Source organism: Kluyvera sp. CHPC 1.2972, assembly GCF_036759925.1.
Taxonomy (GTDB): Bacteria; Pseudomonadota; Gammaproteobacteria; order Enterobacterales; family Enterobacteriaceae; genus Kluyvera.
The window spans coordinates 157,783-179,628 of record NZ_JAPKIB010000006.1; the positions used below are offsets into that span (position 1 = coordinate 157,783).

Below are 21,846 nucleotides of genomic sequence, written 5' to 3' on the forward strand. Positions count from 1 at the left end.
TACCATAGCGCCCTTTCCATTCCTGGACCAAATTCACTCGCCGCCTGCTTTCAAAGGTGGTGGATGAATATTGCCTGCAATTTATTAAAGATAGAGCCGAACGCATATGCCTTTTACACTTGGTCAACGCTGGATCAGCGATACAGAAAGCGAACTGGGACTTGGTACCGTTGTTGCAATGGATGCACGCACCGTCACCCTACTCTTTCCGGCAACCGGAGAGAATCGTCTGTATGCCCGTAGCGACTCCCCCGTGACCCGCGTAATGTTTAATCCCGGCGACACGATAACAAGCCATGAAGGCTGGCAGTTGCTCGTTGACGAAGTTATCGAAGAAAATGGCCTGCTGGCCTACATTGGCACCCGCCAGGACACCGAAGAGACCGGCGTCATGATGCGCGAAGTGCTGCTCGACAGCAAACTGGTGTTCAGCAAACCGCAGGACCGTCTCTTTGCCGGGCAGATCGACCGTATGGACCGCTTTGCTCTGCGCTACCGCGCGCGTAAATACCAGAGTGAACAGTACCGCATGCCGTGGAGCGGCCTGCGCGGCCAGCGCACCAGCCTGATCCCGCACCAGCTCAATATCGCCCATGACGTGGGCCGTCGCCATGCGCCGCGCGTCCTGCTGGCGGACGAAGTGGGTTTAGGTAAAACCATCGAAGCCGGGATGATCCTGCACCAACAGCTGCTGTCCGGTGCCGCCCAGCGCGTACTGATCATCGTCCCGGAAACCCTGCAGCATCAGTGGCTGGTTGAAATGCTCCGTCGCTTCAACCTGCGCTTTGCGCTGTTCGACGACGAACGCTATGCCGAAGCCCAGCACGATGCCTACAACCCGTTTGAAACCGAACAGCTGGTTATCTGCTCGCTGGATTTCGTGCGCCGCAACAAGCAGCGCCTGGAGAACCTGTGCGAAGCCGAGTGGGATATCATGGTGGTCGACGAAGCGCACCACCTGGTGTGGAGCGAAGAGGCGCCAAGCCGCGAATATCAAGCCATTGAACAGCTCGCCGAACGCGTGCCTGGTGTACTGCTGCTGACGGCGACCCCGGAACAGCTGGGGATGGAAAGCCACTTTGCGCGTCTGCGTCTGCTGGATCCAAACCGCTTCCACGATTTCGAGCAGTTTGTTGAAGAGCAGAAAAACTACCGCCCGGTAGCCGATGCCGTTGCCCTGCTGCTGGCGGGCAACAAGCTCAGCAACGATGAACTGAACATGCTGGGTGAGCTGATTGGCGAGCAGGATATCGAAGCCCTGCTGCAGACCGCTAACAGCGATCGCGACGGCGCAGAAGCCGCTCGTCAGGAACTGATCAGCATGCTGATGGACCGCCACGGCACCAGCCGCGTGCTGTTCCGTAACACCCGTAACGGCGTGAAAGGCTTCCCGAAACGCGAACTGCACACCATCAAGCTGCCGTTGCCGATGCAGTATCAGACGGCAATTAAAGTCTCCGGCATTATGGGCGCCCGTAAGAGTGCAGAAGAACGCGCCCGCGACATGCTCTACCCGGAGCAGATTTATCAGGAATTTGAAGGCGACACCGGCACCTGGTGGAACTTCGACCCGCGCGTGGAATGGCTGATGGGCTACCTGACCAGCCACCGCGCACAGAAAGTGCTGGTGATCTGCGCCAAGGCCGCCACCGCGCTGCAACTGGAGCAGGTTCTGCGCGAGCGTGAAGGCATCCGTGCCGCCGTATTCCACGAAGGCATGTCGATTATCGAACGTGACCGTGCCGCCGCCTGGTTCGGCGAAGAAGACAGCGGCGCACAGGTGCTGCTGTGCTCGGAAATCGGCTCTGAAGGCCGTAACTTCCAGTTCGCCAGCAACCTGGTGATGTTCGACCTGCCGTTCAACCCGGATCTGCTGGAGCAGCGTATCGGCCGTCTGGACCGTATCGGTCAGGCGCACGATATTCAGATTCACGTGCCGTACCTGGAAAAAACCGCCCAGTCGGTGCTGGTTCGCTGGTTCCACGAAGGTCTGGATGCCTTTGAACACACCTGCCCGACCGGCCGTACCATTTACGACAGCGTGCATGACCAACTGATCAACTACCTTGCGGCGCCGGAAAATAGCGACGGCTTCGACGATCTCATTAAGAGCTGCCGTGAACAGCACGAAGCGCTGAAAACGCAGCTGGAACAGGGCCGTGACCGTCTGCTGGAGATCCACTCCAACGGCGGTGAAAAAGCGCAGGCGCTGGCGGAAAGCATCGAAGAGCAGGATGACGACACCAACCTGATCGCCTTTGCGATGAACCTGTTTGATATCGTCGGTATTAACCAGGACGACCGCGGCGAACACCTGATCGTGCTGACTCCGTCCGACCATATGCTGGTGCCGGACTTCCCGGGCCTGCCGGAAGATGGTTGTACCGTCACCTTCGAGCGTGACGTGGCGCTGTCCCGCGAAGACGCGCAGTTCCTGACCTGGGAGCACCCGCTGATTCACAACGGCCTGGATCTGATCCTCTCCGGTGATACCGGCAGCAGCACTATTTCCCTATTGAAGAACAAAGCGCTGCCGGTGGGTACGCTGCTGGTCGAGCTGATTTACGTGGTTGAAGCGCAAGCGCCAAAACAGCTGCAGCTCAACCGCTTCCTGCCGCCAACGCCGGTGCGTATGCTGCTGGATAAGAACGGCACCAACCTCGCCGCCCAGGTTGAGTTTGAGACCTTCAACCGTCAGCTCAGCGCGGTGAATCGTCATACCGGCAGCAAGCTGGTGAATGCGGTACAGCAGGACGTACATACCATTCTGCAAAAAGGCGAAGCGCAGATTGAGCAAGCCGCTCAGGCGCTGATTACCGCCGCGCGCGAAGAGGCGGACGAGAAGCTCAGCGCGGAACTGTCGCGTCTGGAAGCGTTGAAAGCGGTGAACCCAAACATCCGCGACGACGAACTGTCCGCGATTGAAAGCAACCGCCAGCAGGTGATGGAAAGCCTGTCGCAGGCGGGATGGCGTCTGGACGCGCTGCGTCTTATCGTCGTCACTCACCAGTAATCGGAGCCGCTATGGGCATGGAAAACTACCATCCGCCACGGGATCCGTGGCTGGTGATCCTCTACCAGGACGAGCACATTATGGTGGTCAACAAGCCCAGCGGCCTGTTGTCCGTCCCGGGCCGCCAGGAAGAGCATAAAGACAGCGTCATGACCCGCGTACAGCGCGACTATCCGCAGGCGGAGTCCGTACACCGCCTCGATATGGCGACCAGCGGCGTGATCGTCGTCGCCCTGACCAAAGCGGCAGAAAGAGAACTGAAACGCCAATTCCGCGAGCGCGAGCCGAAAAAGCAGTACGTCGCGCGCGTGTGGGGTCACCCGCAGCCGCAGGAAGGTCTGGTGGATTTACCGCTGATTTGCGACTGGCCGAACCGGCCGAAGCAGAAGGTGTGTTATGAAACCGGCAAGGCCGCGCAGACGGAGTATGAAGTGCTGGAGTATGCGCCAGATAACACCGCACGGGTGAAGCTCAAGCCCATTACCGGGCGTTCACACCAGCTGCGCGTGCATATGCTGGCACTGGGTCACCCGATTCTGGGCGACCGCTTTTATGCGCACGACGAGGCGTTAGCGATGGCGCCGCGTTTGCAACTGCATGCGGAGACGTTAACCATTACCCATCCGCAGTTTGGCAACAGCATGACGTTTAAGGCACCGGTCGATTTTTAGATTGTGCCAGTGTTTTCCCGGGGTCGCTTGCGCTCACCCGGGCTACAAATGTGCACGAATGTAGCCCGGGCGAGCGCAAGCGACCCCGGGTTCATGCACCTTACTTAAATCCCTTCTGTTCTTTTATTAGCTCGTACGCTTTCTGAATTTCCTGCGCCTTCTGCTTGGCCATCTCCATCATCTCCGGCGGTAACCCTTTGGCCACCAGCTTATCCGGGTGATGTTCGCTCATCAGCTTACGATAGGCGCGTTTGATGGTGGTGGCATCGTCGCTCGGCTTCACGCCCAGCACGTTACACGCATCTTCAAGCGTTGGGCCGCGCTGCGCCTGCTGCCAGCCGCCGCCCTGACCGCCCTGAGACTGCTGATGGTAGCCGCCGCCAAACTGTGCGCCGCCCTGCATCATGCGCAGGAACTGGTCAAACTGAGCGTGGGAGATCCCCAACTCTTCGGCAATGACGTACAGCACGTCGCGTTCGTTCGGGTGCAGAGAACCGTCGGCAAAGGCCGCCTGGATCTGAATCTCCAGGAACATACGAATAAGATCAAAACGACCGAAGCAGACGCTACGGAACTGACGCATTTTTTCGCGCAGCGGATAGTTGTCGGCTTTACCAACGCGAAACGCCTGCTGCGCTGCGGTACGAGATTCACCGTGCAGATTCATCCGGTCCATAAACAGGCTGGCGACATGAATATCTGCTTCGGTGACGCGACCTTTCGATTTGGTCAGGTGGCCCATCACTTCAAAGGTGGTGGCAAAAAACAGCGACTGACGCTGCTGCTGATTGGCAAACCAGTTCATGCGACGGCTGCGCGCCTTATCAAACATGTGGCCCACGAGCAGCCCGAGGACAACGCCCCAGAACCCTCCGCCCATCATCAGAGCGACGGCCACACCAATCACTTTTCCCCAATACTGCATATACTCCCCAAATCGTCATGCCAGCGGCTAAAATATGCATTATCATACCTGTCATTCAATGCCGTGCATAACACCTCTGGCAAGAACGGGCAGGATAAACAAAACTAGCGTCATCACGATGAGTACGTTAGTCTCTGACCGTTTGCAAGCCGCAATGCTATAGATGACGGAACAACAAATACAACGTATGAAAAAACGTATTCCCACTCTCCTCGCGACTATGATCGCCAGCGCCTTGTACAGCCAGCAGGGAATGGCTGCAGATCTCGCATCTCAATGTATGCTTGGCGTACCCAGTTACGATCGCCCGTTAGTGAGTGGTAAACCTAACGACCAGCCGGTGACCATCACCGCCGATCACGCGAACGGTAACTACCCAGATAACGCCGTCTTTACCGGCAACGTCGATATAAATCAGGGAAATAGCCGTTTGCAGGCCGATGAAGTTCAGCTTCATCAAAAGCAGCCTGATGGGCAGCCTACACCGGTTCGTACCGTCGATGCACTCGGCAACGTTCACTACGATGATAATCAGGTTATTCTTAAAGGGCCGAAAGCCTGGTCAAACCTGAATACCAAAGATACTAACGTCTGGAAAGGTGACTACCAGATGGTCGGCCGTCAGGGCCGTGGTACCGCAGATGTCATGAAACAGCGCGGCGAAAACCGCTATACCATTCTGGAAAACGGTACCTTTACCTCCTGTCTCCCTGGTTCAAACACCTGGAGCGTGGTGGGTAGCGAAGTGATCCACGACCGCGAAGAGCAGGTTGCGGAAATCTGGAACGCCCGCTTCAAGCTTGGCCCGGTTCCGGTCTTCTATAGCCCGTATCTGCAGCTTCCTGTTGGTGACAAACGTCGCTCCGGCTTCCTGATACCGAACGCTAAATACGGCAGTACGAACCACTTTGAGTTCTCGTTACCGTATTACTGGAACATCGCGCCAAACATGGACGCCACGATTACGCCGCACTATATGGACAAGCGTAGTGGTGTCATGTGGGAAAACGAATTCCGCTATCTGACCAAGGCCGGTCAGGGCCTGTTTGAGCTCGACTACCTGCCTTCAGACAGCGTCTACTCCAGTGAGCATCCTAACGATGATAATAGCCGCCGCTGGCTATTCTACTGGCGTCATGCCGGAGTGATGGATCAGGTATGGCGATTCAACGTCGACTATACCAAAGTCAGCGATCCGGACTACTTCAACGACTTTGACTCGAAATACGGTTCGAGTACCGACGGCTACGCCACGCAAAAGCTGAGCGTAGGCTATGCGGTACAAAACTTCGATGCCACCGTGTCAACGAAACAGTTCCAGGTCTTCGATCGCAGCAACAGCAACTCCTATTCGGCTGAGCCGCAGTTGGATATCAACGCCTACCAGAACGACGTAGGTCCATTTGATACCCACCTCTATGCGCAGGCGGTGAAGTTCACCAACACCAACAGCAGCATGCCAGAAGCGACGCGTGTTCACCTGGAGCCAACCATCAGCCTGCCGCTGGGCAACCGTTGGGGTAGTCTCAATACCGAAGCGAAGCTGCTGGCGACGCACTACAACCAGAGCAATATCGACAACTACAACGACAACTCGAGCAACGTTAACAAGCTGGCCAGCTCGGTCAGCCGTACCATGCCGCAGCTGAAAGTTGACGGTAAGATGGTGTTTGAGCGCGATGTGACGTTGAGTCCTGGCTATACCCAGACGCTGGAACCGCGCATGCAGTATCTGTACGTGCCATACCGCGATCAGAGTAAAATCAATAACTACGACTCCACGTTCCTGCAGTCCGACTACTCGGGCCTGTTCCGCGACCGTAGCTACAGCGGCCTTGACCGCATCGCCTCCGCAAACCAGTTAACGACCGGCGTCACATCCCGTATTTATGATGACGCTGCCGTTGAACGTTTTAACGTTTCTGTTGGTCAAATCTACTATTTCACCGAATCTCGTACCGGTGATGACAACATTAACTGGGAGAAAGATGACAAAACGGGGTCGCTGGTTTGGGCAGGTGATACCTATTGGCGCATCAGCGACCAGTGGGGCTTACGCGGCGGTATTCAGTACGATACGCGTCTGAACAACATCTCCACCAGCAGTTCAGCCATTGAATGGCGTCGGGACGAAGAGCGTTTAGTTCAGTTGACTTATCGTTACGCCAGCCCGGAATATATTCAGGCAACGCTGCCTAGCTACTCCACGGCAGAACAGTATAAAAACGGGATTTCACAGGTTGGCGCAACGGCAAGCTGGCCAATCGTTGACCGTTGGTCCGTTGTGGGTGCTTATTACTTCGACACCAACACCCATAGCGCTGCCGACCAGATGCTTGGCGTGCAGTATAACTCCTGCTGCTACGCTATCCGCGTAGGCTACGAGCGTAAGCTCAACGGCTGGGACTACAACAGCACGACTGGCGGGCAGTCCAAATATGACAACTCCATCGGCTTCAGCATTGAGCTGCGTGGTCTGAGCTCTAACTACGGTCTGGGTACCCAGCAGATGCTGCGTTCCAACATCATGCCGTACCAGAGCTCACTGTAATGTCACTGGTTAGACACATCATCCGCATTGCGGTTAATTGAAATGGAAAAAGTATGAAGAACTGGAAAACGCTGCTTCTCGGTATCGCCTTAGTGGCGAATACCAGCTTCGCTGCTCCGCAGGTTGTCGATAAAGTAGCAGCCGTCGTGAACAACGGCGTCGTCCTTGAAAGTGATGTTGATGGTCTGATGCAGTCCGTCAAGATGAACTCCGGCCAGGCGGGTCAACAGCTGCCGGACGATGCGACCCTTCGCCACCAGATCCTGGAACGTCTGATCATGGATCAGATTATCCTGCAGATGGGGCAGAAAATGGGCGTGAAGATCTCTGACGAGCAGCTCGATCAGGCGATCGCCAACATCGCGAAGCAGAACAACATGACGATGGATCAGATGCGCAGCCGTCTGGCCTACGATGGGATGAACTACAACACCTACCGTAACCAGATCCGCAAAGAGATGCTGATCTCCGAAGTGCGTAACAACGAAGTGCGTCGCCGCATCACCGTGCTGCCGCAGGAAGTGGACGCGCTGGCAAGCCAGATTGGTAACCAGAACGATGCCAGCACCGAGCTGAACCTCAGCCACATCCTGGTTCCGCTGCCGGAAAACCCAACCTCCGATCAGGTCAACGAAGCGCAGAGTCAGGCGGAATCTATCGTTGAGCAAGCTCGCAACGGTGCCGATTTCGGCAAACTGGCGATCACCTACTCAGCAGACCAACAGGCACTGAAAGGCGGCCAGATGGGCTGGGGTCGTATACAGGAGCTGCCGGCTATCTTCGCGCAGGCACTGAGCACGGCGAAAAAAGGCGACGTCGTCGGTCCCATTCGTTCCGGTGTGGGCTTCCACATTCTGAAAATCAACGATATGCGCGGCCAGACGCAGAATATTTCTGTCACCGAAACCCATGCTCGCCACATCCTGCTGAAGCCGTCGCCAATTATGACCGACGACCAGGCTCGTGCGAAGCTGGAGCAGGTTGCCGCGGATATCCGCAGCGGCAAAACCACCTTTGAGAAAGCCGCTAAAGAGCTGTCTCAGGATCCAGGCTCTGCTAACCAGGGCGGTGATTTAGGTTGGGCAACGCCGGATATCTACGATCCATCATTCCGCGATGCGCTGATGAAGCTGAACAAAGGCCAGATGAGCGGCCCGGTTCACTCTTCCTTCGGCTGGCACCTGATTCAGTTACTCGATACGCGTAACGTTGACCGTACCGACGCGGCGCAGAAAGATCGTGCTTACCGCATGCTGATGAACCGTAAGTTCTCTGAAGAAGCAGCGACCTGGATGCAGGAACAGCGCGCCAGCGCCTACGTTAAAATTCTGAGCAACTAATGACGCAACACGCTCGTGTCGTTATCACTCCCGGCGAACCCGCCGGGATTGGTCCGGATCTCGTTATCCAACTGGCCCAGCGCGACTGGCCGCTTGAACTGGTCGTTTGCGCTGATGGCCGCCTGCTCACCGAGCGGGCAACGCTGCTCGGCCTCCCCCTCACGCTTTTGCCCTATTCTCCCGAAAAACCCGCTGCGCCGCAGCGCGCCGGCACGCTCACGCTGCTGCCTGTCGCACTGCATGCCGAGGTGATTCCGGGAACGCTGAACGTAGAGAACGGGGGTTACGTCGTTGAGACGCTGGCACGCGCCTGCGACGGTTGCCTGAGCGGTGAGTTTGCCGCGCTGGTCACCGGGCCGGTGCATAAAGGCATTATTAACGATGCTGGCGTCGCCTTTACCGGGCACACCGAGTTCTTCGAAGCGCGCGCTGGCGCACCGAAAGTGGTGATGATGCTGGCAACCGAGGAGCTGCGCGTGGCGCTGGCAACGACCCACCTGCCGCTGAAAGCGGTGAGCGATGCCATCACGCCGGACCTGCTGCGGGAGGTTATCACCATCCTGCACGACGACCTGCAGAACAAGTTTGGTCTTGCCGAACCGCACGTGCTGGTCTGCGGCCTGAACCCACACGCGGGCGAAGGTGGGCATATGGGTACGGAAGAGATAGACACCATTATTCCGGTGCTGGAAGAGATGCGGGCAAAGGGGATGAATCTAAGTGGGCCGCTGCCTGCCGATACCCTTTTCCAACCAAAGTATCTGGACCATGCCGATGCCGTGCTCGCAATGTACCACGATCAGGGCCTACCCGTGCTAAAATACCAGGGATTTGGTCGCGGCGTGAACATTACGCTCGGTCTACCCTTTATTCGCACCTCCGTTGACCATGGTACCGCCCTTGAACTGGCAGGCCAGGGGAAAGCGGATGTCGGCAGTTTTATTACGGCGCTTAACCTCGCCATCAAAATGATTGTTAACTCTAATGAATAATCGAGTCCATCAGGGCCACTTAGCCCGTAAACGCTTCGGGCAAAACTTTCTCAACGATCAATTCGTGATCGACAGTATTGTTGCGGCCATTAACCCGCAAAAAGGCCAGGCCATGGTTGAAATCGGCCCGGGTCTTGCCGCGCTGACCGAGCCGGTTGGCGAACGTCTTGACGAAATGACCGTTATCGAACTGGACCGCGACTTAGCCGCGCGTCTGCAAACGCACCCGTTCCTGGGGCCGAAGCTGACCATTTATCAGCAGGATGCCATGACCATGAACTTTGGCGAGCTGTCTGAGAAGCTCGGTCAGCCGCTGCGCGTGTTCGGTAACCTGCCGTACAACATCTCCACGCCGCTGATGTTCCACCTGTTTAGCTATACTAACGCTATTGCAGACATGCACTTCATGCTGCAAAAAGAGGTGGTTAACCGTCTGGTTGCTGGTCCAAATAGTAAAGCCTATGGTCGTCTGACCGTCATGGCGCAATACTACTGTAACGTGATCCCGGTACTTGAAGTGCCGCCAACCGCGTTCACTCCACCGCCAAAAGTGGATTCCGCCGTCGTTCGTCTGGTGCCGCATAGCACTAAACCATACCCGGTAAAAGATGTCCGCGTTCTGAGCCGTATTACGACCGAAGCCTTTAATCAGCGTCGTAAAACTATCCGCAACAGCCTGGGCAATCTGTTCAGCGTTGAGCTGTTGACGGAACTGGGTGTAGACCCGGCCATGCGCGCGGAAAATATCTCTGTTGCGCAGTACTGCCGGATGGCCAACTATCTGTCAGAGAATGCGCCCTCGAAGGAGAGCTAAACCATGATCGATTCGCCGCGAGTTTGCGTCCAGGTACAGAGCGTCTACATTGAGACGCACTCCCAGCCGGAAGAAGAGCGTTACGTTTTTGCTTATACGGTGACCATTCGCAACCTCGGGCGAAGCGCGGTGCAGCTTCTCGGCCGTTACTGGCTGATTACTAACGGCCACGGCCGTGAAACTGAAGTTCAGGGCGAAGGTGTTGTCGGCGTACAGCCGCACATCGAGCCCGGTGAAGAATATCAATATACCAGCGGCGCCGTGCTGGAAACTCCGCTCGGCACCATGCAGGGTCACTACGATATGGTCGATGTAGACGGCGTGCCGTTCTCCATCGACATTCCCGTTTTCCGTCTCTTTGTTCCCACGCTGATTCATTAAAACATGGCTACATACCTTATTGGCGACGTTCACGGTTGCTTTGACGAGTTAATTGCTCTGCTCGAGCAGGTGGCGTTCACCCCGGACGTCGATACCCTGTGGCTGACGGGCGACCTGGTTGCCCGTGGCCCCGGTTCGCTGGAAGTGCTGCGCTACGTAAAATCGCTGGGCGACTGCGTAAAAGTCGTGCTCGGTAATCATGATCTGCACTTGCTGGCCGTGTTTGCTGGCATCAGTCGCAACAAGCCGAAGGATCGCCTGAACCCGCTGCTGGAAGCGCCGGATGCCGACGAGCTGCTGAACTGGCTGCGTCGTCAGCCGTTGATGCAGGTCGATGAAGAGAAAAAGCTGGTGATGGCGCACGCGGGTATTACACCGCAGTGGGATATGGAAACCGCTAAACAGTGCGCGCGCGACGTTGAAGCCGTGCTCTCAAGCGACTCCTATCCGTTCTTCCTCGATGCCATGTACGGCGATATGCCCAACAACTGGTCGCTGGATCTTTCCGGTCTGGCGCGCCTGCGCTTTATCACCAATGCCTTTACCCGCATGCGCTACTGCTTCCCGAACGGCCAGCTGGATATGTACAGCAAAGAGTCGCCGGAGAACGTGCCTGCGCCGCTGAAGCCGTGGTTTATGCTGCCAGGGCCGATTACCGATGAGTACAGCGTAGCCTTTGGTCACTGGGCATCGCTGGAAGGTAAAGGTACACCGGAAGGGATTTACGCGCTGGATACCGGCTGCTGCTGGGGCGGAGATTTAACCTGCCTGCGCTGGGAAGATAAAAAGTACTTTGTGCAGCCATCGAACCGTAAACTGGCGCCTGGCGAGAGCGAGGCGGTGGCGTCGTAGATTGGTGCATCTCCATCGAAAAAATAAAAACGCCGGGTTCTCACCCGGCGTTTTTTTGCTTTGGTAGCCCGGCCAAGCGAAGCGCCGCCGGGAACGGCTCGGTCTTAACGACGCTCAAGCACCTCAAAGCAGTAGCTATGAGAGTTCTGCTCATCCGCATCATGGAACTCGCTGAACACCGACTCCCACTGGTCTGGGTCATAATCCGGGAAATGGGTGTCGCCTTCCACTTCGGCATCAATATGCGTCAGATAAAGCTTCTGCGCTTTCGGCAGGAACTGCTCGTATACGCGACCACCGCCAATCACCATAATCTCTTCCACGTCGCCGCAGGCAGCGATCGCTTCATCGACCGATTTCACCCACTGTACGCGGTCATCAGTGCCCGGCTGGCTGCTGATGACGATATTCTTACGGCCCGGCAACGGGCGGCCAATGGACTCCCAGGTCAGGCGGCCCATCACCACCGGTTTGTTCAAGGTGTTACGTTTAAACCAGGCCAGATCGGCTGGCAGGTCCCAGGGCATGGCGTTTTCCATACCGATAACGCGATCTACCGCTAGCGCAGCAATCAGACTGATCATTGAGTGTGTCCCAGATACGAAAAAAAATTGTCGCCACTATACGGAAAGCTTAATCTTTCGTCGACTGGCAGCCAGGTAAAGAAGAAGAAAATTTTTCGTTTTGCTGGCAAGTCCACGGTAGGTTAAGTGGACAGCCAGCATTACACCTAATACGGCATCAGAGCACCGGCTTTACTTCCGGCTCGTCTTCTGGGTTACCGCTATGTTTTCCCTCTTCCGTTCCCTGCCAGCCGTGGCGCTGAATCACCGACAAATGGTTGCGATCTTCGTTGATAATCTCGGTCAACATGGCGCTGGTGCGTTTAAATGCCGCTGCCCGTGAAGTGTCATCGTTTTCCGCCATCTCGACCATCTCTTCCATCAACTGAATGTTAAAGCGACGGAACAGGTCGGCACGTTCGCGCGCCTCATAGGCCCCAAGCCCCAATGACTCCAGCGCCTGACGGCCCGACTTCAGCGCCCCTTCGAAGGTTTCACGCTCCGGTGCGTCTACCCCGGCCTGACGCAGCTTGATGTAGTGCTCAACGTCGCGGGCGCGTGCAATAATCGTCAGATTCGGGAAATGCTCTTTTGCCACCTCGGTTAGCTCAAGGCTCGCCTGCGGATCGTCGATGGCGTTAATCAGCACCTCGGCCTTCGCCGCGCCGGCGGACTCCAGCAGATCGGCTCGGGTGGCATCACCGTAGAACACTTTCATATCGAACTTACGCAGCGTATCGACGTGATCCGGGTCGTGGTCAAGCACCACCATTTTCACCCCGCTCGACAGCAGTAAGCGACCGGTAATCTGACCGAAACGCCCAAAGCCTGCGATAATCACCCGCGGCTGCTCTTCATCGATTTCATCCGCTTCGCGCGCATCGCCCGCGCTGTTGCGTTTCTCCAGACGGGTTAGCAGCACCAGCAGAATCGGCGTCGCCGCCATCGACAGGGCCACCGCCAGCGTCAGCGCCTTCGCCCACTCAGGATCCAGCACGTTGGCCATCTGCGCGGCACCAAACACCACGAAGGCAAACTCACTCCCCTGCCCCAGCAGCGCCGCGAACCACAGGCGCTGCGAGCGCGGCACCTGAAGCGGTTTGGCAATCAGCCACAGCAGAACGGACTTAATCACCAGGAAGCCGACCAGCAGCGTAATAATGCGCAGCGGGTTATGAATCAGCGTACCAAAGTCGATGGACATCCCGACGCCGATAAAGAACAGCCCCAACAGCAGCCCTTTAAACGGCTCGATATCGCTCTCCAGCGCGTGACGGTATTCCGAGCTTGCCAGCAGCACCCCAGCAAGGAACGCGCCCATCGCCATCGACAGCCCGACCTCTTCCAGCAGTAAGCCAAAGCCAAAGGCCAGGAACAGGGCCACGGCGCTGAATACTTCACGCAGACCGGAGCGCGCCACGAAGCGTAACAGCGGTCGCGTAACATAGCGCCCCAGCATCACCACCAGCGCCAGCGCCCCGGCCACCTTCAGCGCCGAGAACGCAAAGGCGCCGAGCGTGGTGGAACCGCCGCTGCTCGCCAGCAGTGGGATCATCGCCACCAGCGGAATGGCTGCAATATCCTGGAACAGCAGCACCGCAAAGGCGCTACGCCCCACCTGCGTCACCGCCAGGTTGCGTTCATTCATCGCCTGCATGGCAATCGCGGTAGACGACAGCGCCAGCGTCATGCCGATAAGCTCCGCCACCTGCCAGCGAAGACCAAGGAAGATACAGAAGACGCCGATTAACGCGCCGCATAGCACCATCTGCAACAGCCCGCCGCCAAACACCGAGGCGCGAAGTTTCCAGAGACGCTGCGGATCCAGTTCAAGGCCAATCACGAACAGCATCAGCACCACGCCGATTTCGGCGAAGTGCAGAATAGACTCGGCGTCGGTCACCAGCCGCAGCCCCCAGGGGCCGATAATACAGCCCGCAATCAGGTAGCCGAGCACCGAACCCAGCCCCAGACGGACGGCGATGGGCACAATCAGCGCCGCCGAACCGAGATAAATCAGCGCCTGTATTAGCGTATGACTATCCATTATTGTGCTCCTCCTGCCAGGCCAGTAACCGTTGTTTGTAGTGTCGCGCCTGCGCCTGCAGCGTCTCTTCGTCGCAGATAAACGTGCAGTGGACGGCAAACGGCGGCAGCCATTTCATGCTACAGTACACCGCGGTGGCCTCCAGCGGCTGTCCCAGCACGTCAAAGCCTGGATGTGATCCAATATCGAAGTGGCTTTCGCCGCCGCCGGTGGTGACCGCCCACATCACGCTTTTGCCGTGCAGCGCCGTGCCGCCGTGGCCGTAGGCCCAACCGTGCGCCAGCACTTTGTCCAACCACAGCTTCAGCAGCGGCGGCGTGCTGTACCACTGCATCGGGTGCTGCAGAATGACCAGATCGGCGCGGGAGAGCGCCTCCTGTTCGGCGGCGACGTCGATATTAAAATCGGGATAGAGGTGATAGAGAGAACGGATTTCAACGCCGTCGAGCGTCCTTACCTGCTCAAGCATCCGCTTATTCGCATGCGAGTGATGCGGATAAGGATGCGCATAAATAATAAGAATCATAATTCGCCTGTCTTACTTCATTATTTTATTCCTGAGTTTAGACAGTTAATGATGACACTTACAGGATCAGTTCACACAACAGCAGGAATTGGGGGGCGTGTGAACCACGCCCCGGCAGGGTCAGGAAGGTTGGTTGGCCGGTTTATCCGCCACCGGTGGTTCGTCAGATGATGCGGTTAGGTCGCACCGTTTTGGCAGGAAGAAGGTGATGCTCCCGGCGATAATCAACGAGCCCGCCAGCGCGCACACCGCCACGTTCTGGCCATAGAAGTAGATCATCACCCCGACCAGATACGGCCCGCAGAAGCCACCCAGGTTACCCAGGCCGTTGATTACGCCACGCGCGCTGCCCGCCACTTCCGGCATGGCAATACGCCCGGGGATTGACCAGAACGGGCTGGTCGCCGCTTTCAGGAAGAAGCCACACACCACCAGCGCGATATAAGCCGCCACCACATGGTCGCGCAGCACCACCGAAGCCAGCAGCGCGGCGGCAAAACCGTAGAGCGAGAAGCGAACCCACAAACGCCGCTTCCCGCTGCGGTCGCTGAACAGGGAGATAATGTAGATCCCGGCAAGCGTAGCGATAAACGGCAGGATAGCCAGCACGCCCACGCTCGCCATATTGGCGCCGGTCAGGTTCTTGAGGATCGTCGGCAGCCACAGCGTGTAACCGTAATCCCCGGTCTGGTAGAAGAAGTTGAGCAGTACCAGCTTCATCAGTCCCGAGTTGCGAAACACTTCCCGCACCGGCGCGTTGCTCACCGGCGCTTCCGAACGTCGAGCCTCCCGCTCGGCGGTTAATGCGGTAATCAGATATTCGCGCTCACGCTCCGGCAGCCAGCGCGCCTCTTCCGGACGGTCGCTAATCATCAGCCACCATACGGTCAGCACCACCAGCGACAGCAGCCCTTCGATGATAAACAGCCAACGCCAGTCGAGCGCCGAGATAATCGCCCCGGAGACCGGCGCGGTGAGCATGCCGCCCAGCGGGGCAAACATCATCACAAAGGCATTCGCACGGCCAATCTCTTTTTCCGGGAACCAGTTGCTGACCATCGTCAGCACCACCGGCAGCATGCCGCCCTCGGATACACCGAGGATAAAACGCAGCGCCAGCAGCTGGTATTCATGGGTCACAAAACCGGTAGCAATCGAGACAATCGCCCACGCCAGCAGCGACCAGGCGATAAACCGCTTACCGCTGCCGTGAACCGCAATGCGCCCGCCCGGTATTTGCAAAAAGAGATAGCCAATAAAGAATATCCCACTCGCGACCCCCGCCATCTGGCTGGTAATACCCAGGTCGGATTCCATGCCGCCGGGCAGCGCGAAGCTGATATTAACCCGGTCCATAAACGAAATAATGCACGCGATGAGAACAGGCGCAATGATGCGCAGCCAGCGAGTGCCAGGTATTTTCTCATTCATCATTCATACTCTCTCTCGAGGGGAAGCCATGCTCAGCATGGCGAAAAGAACCGAGGGTTAATCAATGGCATTCGGTAATGGCATCGCGTTGAAAAAGGCGTCGACGTTCTTGAACACCACCTCGCTCATCCGTTGGCGGGTTTCGTGGGTGGCGCTCGCCACGTGCGGCAGCAGCACCACGTTATCCATGGCAATCAGCGCCTCAGGCACGTGCGGCTCTTCTTCATACACATCCAGCCCTGCACCGGCAATGACACCGTTTTGCAGGGCGTGAATCAGGGCTTTCTCATCCACCAGGGTGCCGCGCGCGATGTTAATCAGCCACGCGTGTTTTGGCATCACGTTAAACACGCTGGCATCGATCAGCCCGCGGTTTGCCGCACCGCCTGAAGCGGCAATCACCAGAAAGTCGCTTTCGTGGGCCAGGGTGTGCAGGTCGGCGCACCATTGATAGTCAACGTGATTAAGCTTTTTACGGTCGGTGTAGAGGATCTCCATATCAAATCCGCTGGCGCGACGGGCAATGGCCTGGCCGATGTTGCCCATGCCAAAGATACCGAGGCGTTTACCACTAACCTGAGTCGCCAGTCCCGGTCCTTGTTTCAGCCATTTGCCTTCGCGAACAAATTTGTCGCCCTGGCACAGCTGACGCGCGCCTGCCAGCAGCAGCCCCATCGCCAGGTCGGCAACATCGTTGGTCAGCACGCCGGAAGTGATGGTGACGGCAATGTCATGAGCGCGGGTATAGTCGAGATCCACCGCGTCAGTACCAACACCAAACACCGCCACCAGCCCGGCGTTAGGCAGCTGTTCCAGCACGGCGCGGGTGACGCCGATATCACCACGGGTGACCACCGCCTGCACCTGATGGCCGACTTCGCGTAAGAAAGCCTGAGGGTCAGCCTGTTCATACAGACGATAGACCAGGAAAGCGGTGGAGAGTTTATCCATCAGGCCGTCTACGACCGGAGCAATCAACAGTACCGTGTTTGGGTTTACAATATTCATCGTGTTACCTGTTTAAGCGTTTATACACTTCATCCTTCAAGCCGCCTCGGCGTTGGCTGCGCTCGCTCACCCCAGTCACTTACTTTAGTAAGCTCCTGGGGATTCACTCGCTTGCCGCCTTGATGCAACTTGAAAGATGTTGTGTAGAGAAATTTGTTACGCCTATCAAACGGGTTTTCACGATGTCATTTTGCGATCTGCATCACGGCAGATCGTGTTAGAACTCCGTGTTACGGATGACGTGATCGTGGAAGCAAAAGCCCGCTGGAATGCGGGCTGGATGGCAACAATTGAATAACATGGCCAGCGTGGCAGGTGAAGGCTAGATGGTCTCGCCCATCGATAAACGATAGTGCAGGTCCACCTTCTCGATTGTAGGTAACCCTTTTATTTTCTTGATTAAAATCTCGGTGGCGACCTTGCCCATTTCAAAACGCGGGGTCAATACGCTCGCCAGACGCGGGCTAACCACCTGGCCAATCTCCAGCCCGTGGAACCCAGCAATCGCCATCTCCTGCGGCACCGTGATACCCGAAGCGATGCACTCCTGTAACACCCCGACCGCCAGGTCATCGTTGGTGCAGAGAATGGCGTCCATCTCTTTATACATCTGGCGGGCAAGGGTCATCATTCCGGTGCCAATTGACACCGAAGAGACCTTGTTTGGCGCTATGCGCCCAACGGCCAGACCCGCCTCTTCCATTGCCCGGCAGTAGCCCGCATAGCGCTGCTCATCGCGAATATCCGACATCGAGCCAAAATAGATAATCTGTTTTTTGCCGCTGGCCAGCAGCATGTTGGTCATATCCAACCCGGCGCGGTAATTATCGAAGCCCACGTTGATGCGGTCGGCGTTATCCGATAGCCCCATCACCTCGGCAATGGGTATTTTTGCGGCTTTCAGGTATTTCTCCGCCCGCAGCGTATGGACCGATTCGGTTAGCAGCAGCGCCTTGACGTTCAGCGCCAGTACGGTAGCAATCTGTTCCTCTTCACGCTGGCTGTCGTAATCGTAGTTCACCACCAGCGTTTGATAGCCGTGGGCGGTGGTGACCGATTCAATGCCTGCCAGCACGTCGGAGAAAATCTGATTATTAAAAGAGGGGATCAGCACGCCAATGCGCGGCGCAACGTTACTGCTTATGGCTGGATTATCGGCATCCGGCTGGTAGCCCACCTCTTCAATCACGCTGGCAATGCGTTCGGCGGTTTCCGGCTTAACCTTCTCGGGGGTACGTAAATAGCGGCTGACGGTCATTTTGGTTACCCCCGCCAGCGCGGCGATATCCTCTAACGTGATGCGTTGTACTTTCATTAGCCCTGCCCGTCATTGCCGAAATCCTGTGGCCTATTATGCCAGCAGGTTACAAAAAAGAGAAAGCGATAACCCATCGTCAAAGCCCCGTATGGCGCGGTTTTCGCCCGGTTTTCCTCTTCAGGATCACACATGCTGTAACCCCTTTTTGTAACATAGTTGAGAGTGATCTTCATCACAGTTTCACCGAGGCAAAAACCGTGAGATAGGGAGCATCTTCTTGGCGCATCGGCTCGCAATACAGGACACTGTGATGAACAACTTATTCAGCCTGCAAGGCAAACGCATTTTAATTACCGGTTCCGGACAAGGTATCGGCTACGTGATGGCTCAGGGACTGGCCCAGTACGGCGCGGAAATCATCATCAACGATATCTCCGCAGAACGCGCCGAGCAGGCGGCGATGAAACTCCGCGACGAGGTTGCCACCGCCCATACTGCGGTCTTTAACGTCACCGACCCGGAGTCGGTGGAAAACGCTATTGCCGATATTGAAACTCGTATCGGCGCTATCGACGTGCTGTTTAATAACGCCGGTATCCAGCGCCGCCACCCGTTCACCGAGTTTCCAGTGAAAGAATGGAACGATGTGATTGCCGTGAACCAGACCGCGGTATTTCTGGTGTCCCAGGCCGTGGCCAAACGCATGATGACGCGCGGCGCGGGGAAAATCGTCAATATCTGCTCGATGCAGAGCGAACTGGGGCGTGACACCATCACCCCGTACGCCGCCGCCAAAGGCGCGGTCAAAATGCTGACCCGCGGAATGTGCGTGGAGCTGGCGCGCCATAACATTCAGGTTAACGGTATCGCTCCTGGCTACTTTAAAACCGCCATGACCCAGGCGTTGGTTGATGATAAAGCCTTCACCGACTGGCTATGCAAACGTACGCCAGCCGCCCGCTGGGGCGACCCGCAGGAGCTGGTTGGCGCGGCGGTATTCCTGTCGTCGAAAGCCTCTGATTTTGTAAATGGGCATCTGCTGTTTGTTGACGGCGGCATGCTGGTTGCCGTCTGAGTCGGGAGCAAAACCATGGCAGGACAATGCATTATTTTAATGGGCGTCTCCGGCACCGGAAAAACCACCGTCGGGCAGGCGCTTTCCCAGGCGCTGGGGGCGAAGTTTATCGACGGCGATGACCTTCACCCACGGGCCAATATCGTCAAAATGGCCGCCAGCCAGCCGCTGGAGGATAGCGACCGCCAGCCGTGGCTGGAACGTATAGGCGATGTGATCTTTAGCCTCGGGCAGAAAAACGAGTCCGGCGTGCTGGTCTGCTCGGCGCTGAAAAAGCGCTACCGCGACCAGCTGCGCGCGGGTAATCCGCACCTGCGTTTCCTGTGGCTAACCGGCGACTACGACTGCATCTTGAAACGTATGCAGGCACGCAAAGGCCACTTTATGCCGGAAGCGTTGCTGCGAAGCCAGTTTGCTGCGCTGGAAGCCCCAGACGACCGCGAGCCGGACATTCTGCCGGTCGATATTTCCGGCGATGTACCGGGCATTGTCGCCCGCTCGCTCACCCTTTTAGCCCATCAACCCGCATCGGGAGTTCCGGCATGATTATCGACACGCTGTACAACGCGGAGAAAACCACCTTTTATCCGCAGGCTATCCGCAAGGCGCTACGCGCCGTGATCCAACAGGAGCCACATACCCTGCCGCCGGGTAAATATACCGTCGATGGCGATAACCTGTTCTTCAACGTGGTGGAAGGAGAAAGCAAACCGCTTGCCGAGCAGCGCCCGGAGTACCATCGTCAATATATTGATATTCACATCGTACTGAAGGGTGAAGAGATTATTGGGGCAGGCAATAAAGGGCTGGAGATTGTCGAAGATGGCGCCTTTAACGACGCGCACGATATCGGCTTTTGCACGCAAATCAGCAGCGAAACGCTGATTCACCTGCACCCGGAAGAGATTGCCATCGTCTTCCCCGGCGAGCTTCACCGCCCGATGAGCAGCCTTGGCGCAGGCGCACCGCTGCATAAGATCATCGTCAAAATCAATAGCGCACTGATTTAAACGCTATGCGCTGGCCCCGCACTGCATTGCATTCGCGGGGCCACGAATAACGTTTAGTTATCGAGCTCACCCATCGACCGCACCTGATCGCGGTTGATCTGTTCGGTTTTGCCGGTTTCAGCATTTTTGTACGACACCAGGCCTGTATCTTCATCGACCTGCGGTTTCCCGTCGGTGACGATAGTCTTCCCATCGGTGGTTTTTAACGCCTGGTTGGATGAACACCCAGCAACGGTAAAGAGCGCGCCGGCGGTCAGAATCGCTACGGTAAGTCGCTTATATTGCATCATGTTTCCCTCCTGCTTCTCAGCTAAAATCGTTATCACTCTAACCATTTTAGGTTAGCGGGCTGAACGCGAGAGGGAAACCAGAACACTCCGAAGCGGCATTTTAGCCGTGTTGTTGAGCAAAGCTCACCGCTGCGCCAATAAGATTGGCGTCGTTGCGGTACTGGCAGAGCAGCAGCTTCGGCATAAATTCCGCGAGATCTTTTTCCGCGACCAGATCGGTTAAGCGAGAGGCGATCCCGGCAAAAATGGTATCGCTGGCAGAGATCCCACCGCCAATCACCAGACAATCCGGATCGTAACAGACCTGCAAATTCAGCAGCCCAACGGCCATCCAGTGATAGAACTGCGCCACTTCCTGCTTCGCCACCTCATCGCCCTGCTCGGCCAGACGAAACATCTCGGCCCCGGAAACCGAATCCAGCTCAAGCGACATCCGCTGCGCGTAGCGCCTCGCCATCGCGACGGCAGTGCCCAGTTCGCTGAACGTCTGCCCGCCCTCCAGCGTCATCAGACCAAATTCTCCGGCATAGCCGTGGCTGCCACGGCGCAGCACTTTATCTTCCAGGATAGCCCCGCCCACACCTGACCCGACAATCACAAACAGCACATGGCGGTCGTCGCGCCCTGCCCCGAGCGCTGCTTCGGCAATGCCCGCCGCGTTGGCGTCGTTCTCAATACTGACCGGCAGACCAAGCAGCGCCGTCAGCGCCTCGACAATCGGGAAGTGGTGGATGTAGGGAATAGCGCTGAGGCCGCCAATCACGCCGCGCGCGGGGTCTACGCTGCCGGGAGCGCTGATGGCCACGCCCTGAATGTCATAGCGCTGCTGGTACTGACGGCAGATGTCCAGCAGCTGGGCCTGCATCTTCTCCCAGCTATCAGGCGTTTTTACTGCCCCCGTATCCGTTAAAGCTTCCTGATGCCAGACGCCGTATTTAATAGAACTCCCACCCCAATCAAATAACAAAATAGCCATATATATTCCGTAGTTATGAGTGTTAACAGAAAGCAAGAGGGCTATTATGCCGGGAGGATAAGGACTTAAACTTGTGCGTTCTCTCAACATGAGAAATACCACCGTAACCCGTCCAGGCGAAGC

At 56.9% G+C, this 21,846-nt stretch carries 20 protein-coding genes; 11 read left to right on the forward strand and 9 right to left on the reverse strand.

Annotated elements, in window-relative coordinates; translation table 11 throughout:
- The first annotated feature begins 106 nt into the window (after positions 1 to 106).
- Positions 107 to 3,013, forward strand: coding sequence for an RNA polymerase-associated protein RapA (gene rapA, locus V6944_RS12275; RefSeq protein WP_333499151.1), 2,907 nt, complete (start codon positions 107 to 109; stop codon positions 3,011 to 3,013).
- Between the two features lie 11 nt (positions 3,014 to 3,024).
- On the forward strand, positions 3,025 to 3,684 hold the full coding sequence (gene rluA, locus V6944_RS12280; RefSeq protein ID WP_185668589.1) for a bifunctional tRNA pseudouridine(32) synthase/23S rRNA pseudouridine(746) synthase RluA: 660 nt from the start codon (positions 3,025 to 3,027) through the stop codon (positions 3,682 to 3,684).
- A 100-nt stretch (positions 3,685 to 3,784) separates the two neighbouring features.
- Here the strand turns inward: rluA and djlA are convergent, their stop codons facing one another.
- Complete coding sequence (djlA, locus tag V6944_RS12285; protein ID WP_185668590.1) at positions 3,785 to 4,609, reverse strand: co-chaperone DjlA; 825 nt, start codon at positions 4,607 to 4,609, stop codon at positions 3,785 to 3,787.
- A gap of 187 nt (positions 4,610 to 4,796) precedes the next feature.
- On the opposite strand from djlA, the gene lptD reads away from it, so the two are divergent.
- From lptD to apaH, 6 genes are read left to right on the forward strand one after another with little or no spacing between them, the layout of a single operon-like run.
- Positions 4,797 to 7,160 (forward strand): LPS assembly protein LptD, encoded by a 2,364-nt coding sequence (gene lptD, locus V6944_RS12290; protein ID WP_333499152.1) that lies wholly within the window; start codon positions 4,797 to 4,799, stop codon positions 7,158 to 7,160.
- A gap of 53 nt (positions 7,161 to 7,213) precedes the next feature.
- Positions 7,214 to 8,500, forward strand: coding sequence for a peptidylprolyl isomerase SurA (surA, locus tag V6944_RS12295; RefSeq protein ID WP_333499153.1), 1,287 nt, complete (start codon positions 7,214 to 7,216; stop codon positions 8,498 to 8,500).
- On the forward strand, positions 8,500 to 9,492 hold the full coding sequence (pdxA, locus tag V6944_RS12300; protein ID WP_333499154.1) for a 4-hydroxythreonine-4-phosphate dehydrogenase PdxA: 993 nt from the start codon (positions 8,500 to 8,502) through the stop codon (positions 9,490 to 9,492). Before surA ends, pdxA begins: the two co-directional genes overlap by 1 nt.
- Positions 9,485 to 10,306 carry a 16S rRNA (adenine(1518)-N(6)/adenine(1519)-N(6))-dimethyltransferase RsmA gene (gene rsmA / locus V6944_RS12305; protein WP_035895418.1) on the forward strand — a complete coding sequence of 274 codons (822 nt, stop codon included), beginning with the start codon at positions 9,485 to 9,487 and terminating at the stop codon, positions 10,304 to 10,306. The genes pdxA and rsmA overlap by 8 nt, the downstream gene beginning before the upstream one ends.
- 3 nt (positions 10,307 to 10,309) lie before the next feature.
- Entirely contained in the window at positions 10,310 to 10,687 is a 378-nt protein-coding gene (gene apaG, locus V6944_RS12310) for a Co2+/Mg2+ efflux protein ApaG (protein WP_123650718.1), read from the forward strand.
- A 3-nt stretch (positions 10,688 to 10,690) separates the two neighbouring features.
- On the forward strand, positions 10,691 to 11,539 hold the full coding sequence (gene apaH / locus V6944_RS12315; RefSeq protein WP_333496012.1) for a bis(5'-nucleosyl)-tetraphosphatase (symmetrical) ApaH: 849 nt from the start codon (positions 10,691 to 10,693) through the stop codon (positions 11,537 to 11,539).
- A 104-nt stretch (positions 11,540 to 11,643) separates the two neighbouring features.
- Here apaH and folA read toward each other — a convergent pair whose 3' ends face one another.
- The 6 genes from folA to V6944_RS12345 all read right to left on the reverse strand — a co-directional run bounded on the left by folA (position 11,644) and on the right by V6944_RS12345 (position 18,429).
- A complete protein-coding gene (gene folA, locus V6944_RS12320) occupies positions 11,644 to 12,123 on the reverse strand; it encodes a type 3 dihydrofolate reductase (RefSeq protein WP_035896030.1) in 480 nt (159 codons plus the stop codon).
- A 157-nt stretch (positions 12,124 to 12,280) separates the two neighbouring features.
- Positions 12,281 to 14,149, reverse strand: a complete 1,869-nt coding sequence (gene kefC, locus V6944_RS12325) for a glutathione-regulated potassium-efflux system protein KefC (RefSeq protein ID WP_333499155.1) — start codon at positions 14,147 to 14,149, stop codon at positions 12,281 to 12,283.
- Entirely contained in the window at positions 14,142 to 14,675 is a 534-nt protein-coding gene (kefF, locus tag V6944_RS12330; RefSeq protein WP_333499156.1) for a glutathione-regulated potassium-efflux system oxidoreductase KefF, read from the reverse strand. The genes kefC and kefF overlap by 8 nt, the downstream gene beginning before the upstream one ends.
- Before the next feature lie 120 nt (positions 14,676 to 14,795).
- Positions 14,796 to 16,106, reverse strand: coding sequence for an MFS transporter (locus V6944_RS12335; RefSeq protein WP_333499237.1), 1,311 nt, complete (start codon positions 16,104 to 16,106; stop codon positions 14,796 to 14,798).
- Between the two features lie 57 nt (positions 16,107 to 16,163).
- A complete protein-coding gene (locus tag V6944_RS12340) occupies positions 16,164 to 17,114 on the reverse strand; it encodes a 2-hydroxyacid dehydrogenase (protein WP_333499157.1) in 951 nt (316 codons plus the stop codon).
- A 322-nt stretch (positions 17,115 to 17,436) separates the two neighbouring features.
- Complete coding sequence (locus V6944_RS12345; protein ID WP_333496015.1) at positions 17,437 to 18,429, reverse strand: LacI family DNA-binding transcriptional regulator; 993 nt, start codon at positions 18,427 to 18,429, stop codon at positions 17,437 to 17,439.
- A gap of 253 nt (positions 18,430 to 18,682) precedes the next feature.
- Between V6944_RS12345 and idnO the strand changes: the two genes are divergently transcribed.
- Genes idnO through V6944_RS12360 form a run of 3 tightly spaced genes read left to right on the forward strand, consistent with a single transcriptional unit; the run spans position 18,683 to position 20,457 of the window.
- Entirely contained in the window at positions 18,683 to 19,447 is a 765-nt protein-coding gene (gene idnO, locus V6944_RS12350; protein ID WP_333499158.1) for a gluconate 5-dehydrogenase, read from the forward strand.
- Positions 19,448 to 19,462: 15 nt separating this feature from the next.
- Complete coding sequence (locus V6944_RS12355) at positions 19,463 to 19,993, forward strand: gluconokinase (RefSeq protein ID WP_333499159.1); 531 nt, start codon at positions 19,463 to 19,465, stop codon at positions 19,991 to 19,993.
- The gene (locus V6944_RS12360; protein ID WP_333499160.1) at positions 19,990 to 20,457 is read left to right on the forward strand and encodes a YhcH/YjgK/YiaL family protein; all 468 of its coding nucleotides are present in this window, start codon (positions 19,990 to 19,992) and stop codon (positions 20,455 to 20,457) included. Before V6944_RS12355 ends, V6944_RS12360 begins: the two co-directional genes overlap by 4 nt.
- 53 nt (positions 20,458 to 20,510) lie before the next feature.
- On the opposite strand, the gene V6944_RS12365 is transcribed toward V6944_RS12360, so the two are convergent.
- On the reverse strand, positions 20,511 to 20,744 hold the full coding sequence (locus tag V6944_RS12365) for a YgdI/YgdR family lipoprotein (RefSeq protein ID WP_035896033.1): 234 nt from the start codon (positions 20,742 to 20,744) through the stop codon (positions 20,511 to 20,513).
- Between the two features lie 103 nt (positions 20,745 to 20,847).
- Positions 20,848 to 21,723: an ROK family protein gene (locus tag V6944_RS12370; protein ID WP_333499161.1), complete on the reverse strand. Its 876-nt coding sequence runs from the start codon at positions 21,721 to 21,723 to the stop codon at positions 20,848 to 20,850.
- Positions 21,724 to 21,846 lie beyond the last annotated feature (123 nt).

Bases quoted from the DNA above. Each gene is read 5' to 3' on its own strand.
- rapA (WP_333499151.1), top strand. From the start codon at position 107: ATGCCTTTTACACTTGGTCAACGCTGGATCAGCGATACAGAAAGCGAA.
- rluA (WP_185668589.1), top strand. From the start codon at position 3,025: ATGGGCATGGAAAACTACCATCCGCCACGGGATCCGTGGCTGGTGATC.
- djlA (WP_185668590.1), bottom strand. From the start codon at position 4,609: ATGCAGTATTGGGGAAAAGTGATTGGTGTGGCCGTCGCTCTGATGATG.
- lptD (WP_333499152.1), top strand. From the start codon at position 4,797: ATGAAAAAACGTATTCCCACTCTCCTCGCGACTATGATCGCCAGCGCC.
- surA (WP_333499153.1), top strand. From the start codon at position 7,214: ATGAAGAACTGGAAAACGCTGCTTCTCGGTATCGCCTTAGTGGCGAAT.
- pdxA (WP_333499154.1), top strand. From the start codon at position 8,500: ATGACGCAACACGCTCGTGTCGTTATCACTCCCGGCGAACCCGCCGGG.
- rsmA (WP_035895418.1), top strand. From the start codon at position 9,485: ATGAATAATCGAGTCCATCAGGGCCACTTAGCCCGTAAACGCTTCGGG.
- apaG (WP_123650718.1), top strand. From the start codon at position 10,310: ATGATCGATTCGCCGCGAGTTTGCGTCCAGGTACAGAGCGTCTACATT.
- apaH (WP_333496012.1), top strand. From the start codon at position 10,691: ATGGCTACATACCTTATTGGCGACGTTCACGGTTGCTTTGACGAGTTA.
- folA (WP_035896030.1), bottom strand. From the start codon at position 12,123: ATGATCAGTCTGATTGCTGCGCTAGCGGTAGATCGCGTTATCGGTATG.
- kefC (WP_333499155.1), bottom strand. From the start codon at position 14,149: ATGGATAGTCATACGCTAATACAGGCGCTGATTTATCTCGGTTCGGCG.
- kefF (WP_333499156.1), bottom strand. From the start codon at position 14,675: ATGATTCTTATTATTTATGCGCATCCTTATCCGCATCACTCGCATGCG.
- V6944_RS12335 (WP_333499237.1), bottom strand. From the start codon at position 16,106: ATGAATGAGAAAATACCTGGCACTCGCTGGCTGCGCATCATTGCGCCT.
- V6944_RS12340 (WP_333499157.1), bottom strand. From the start codon at position 17,114: ATGAATATTGTAAACCCAAACACGGTACTGTTGATTGCTCCGGTCGTA.
- V6944_RS12345 (WP_333496015.1), bottom strand. From the start codon at position 18,429: ATGAAAGTACAACGCATCACGTTAGAGGATATCGCCGCGCTGGCGGGG.
- idnO (WP_333499158.1), top strand. From the start codon at position 18,683: ATGAACAACTTATTCAGCCTGCAAGGCAAACGCATTTTAATTACCGGT.
- V6944_RS12355 (WP_333499159.1), top strand. From the start codon at position 19,463: ATGGCAGGACAATGCATTATTTTAATGGGCGTCTCCGGCACCGGAAAA.
- V6944_RS12360 (WP_333499160.1), top strand. From the start codon at position 19,990: ATGATTATCGACACGCTGTACAACGCGGAGAAAACCACCTTTTATCCG.
- V6944_RS12365 (WP_035896033.1), bottom strand. From the start codon at position 20,744: ATGCAATATAAGCGACTTACCGTAGCGATTCTGACCGCCGGCGCGCTC.
- V6944_RS12370 (WP_333499161.1), bottom strand. From the start codon at position 21,723: ATGGCTATTTTGTTATTTGATTGGGGTGGGAGTTCTATTAAATACGGC.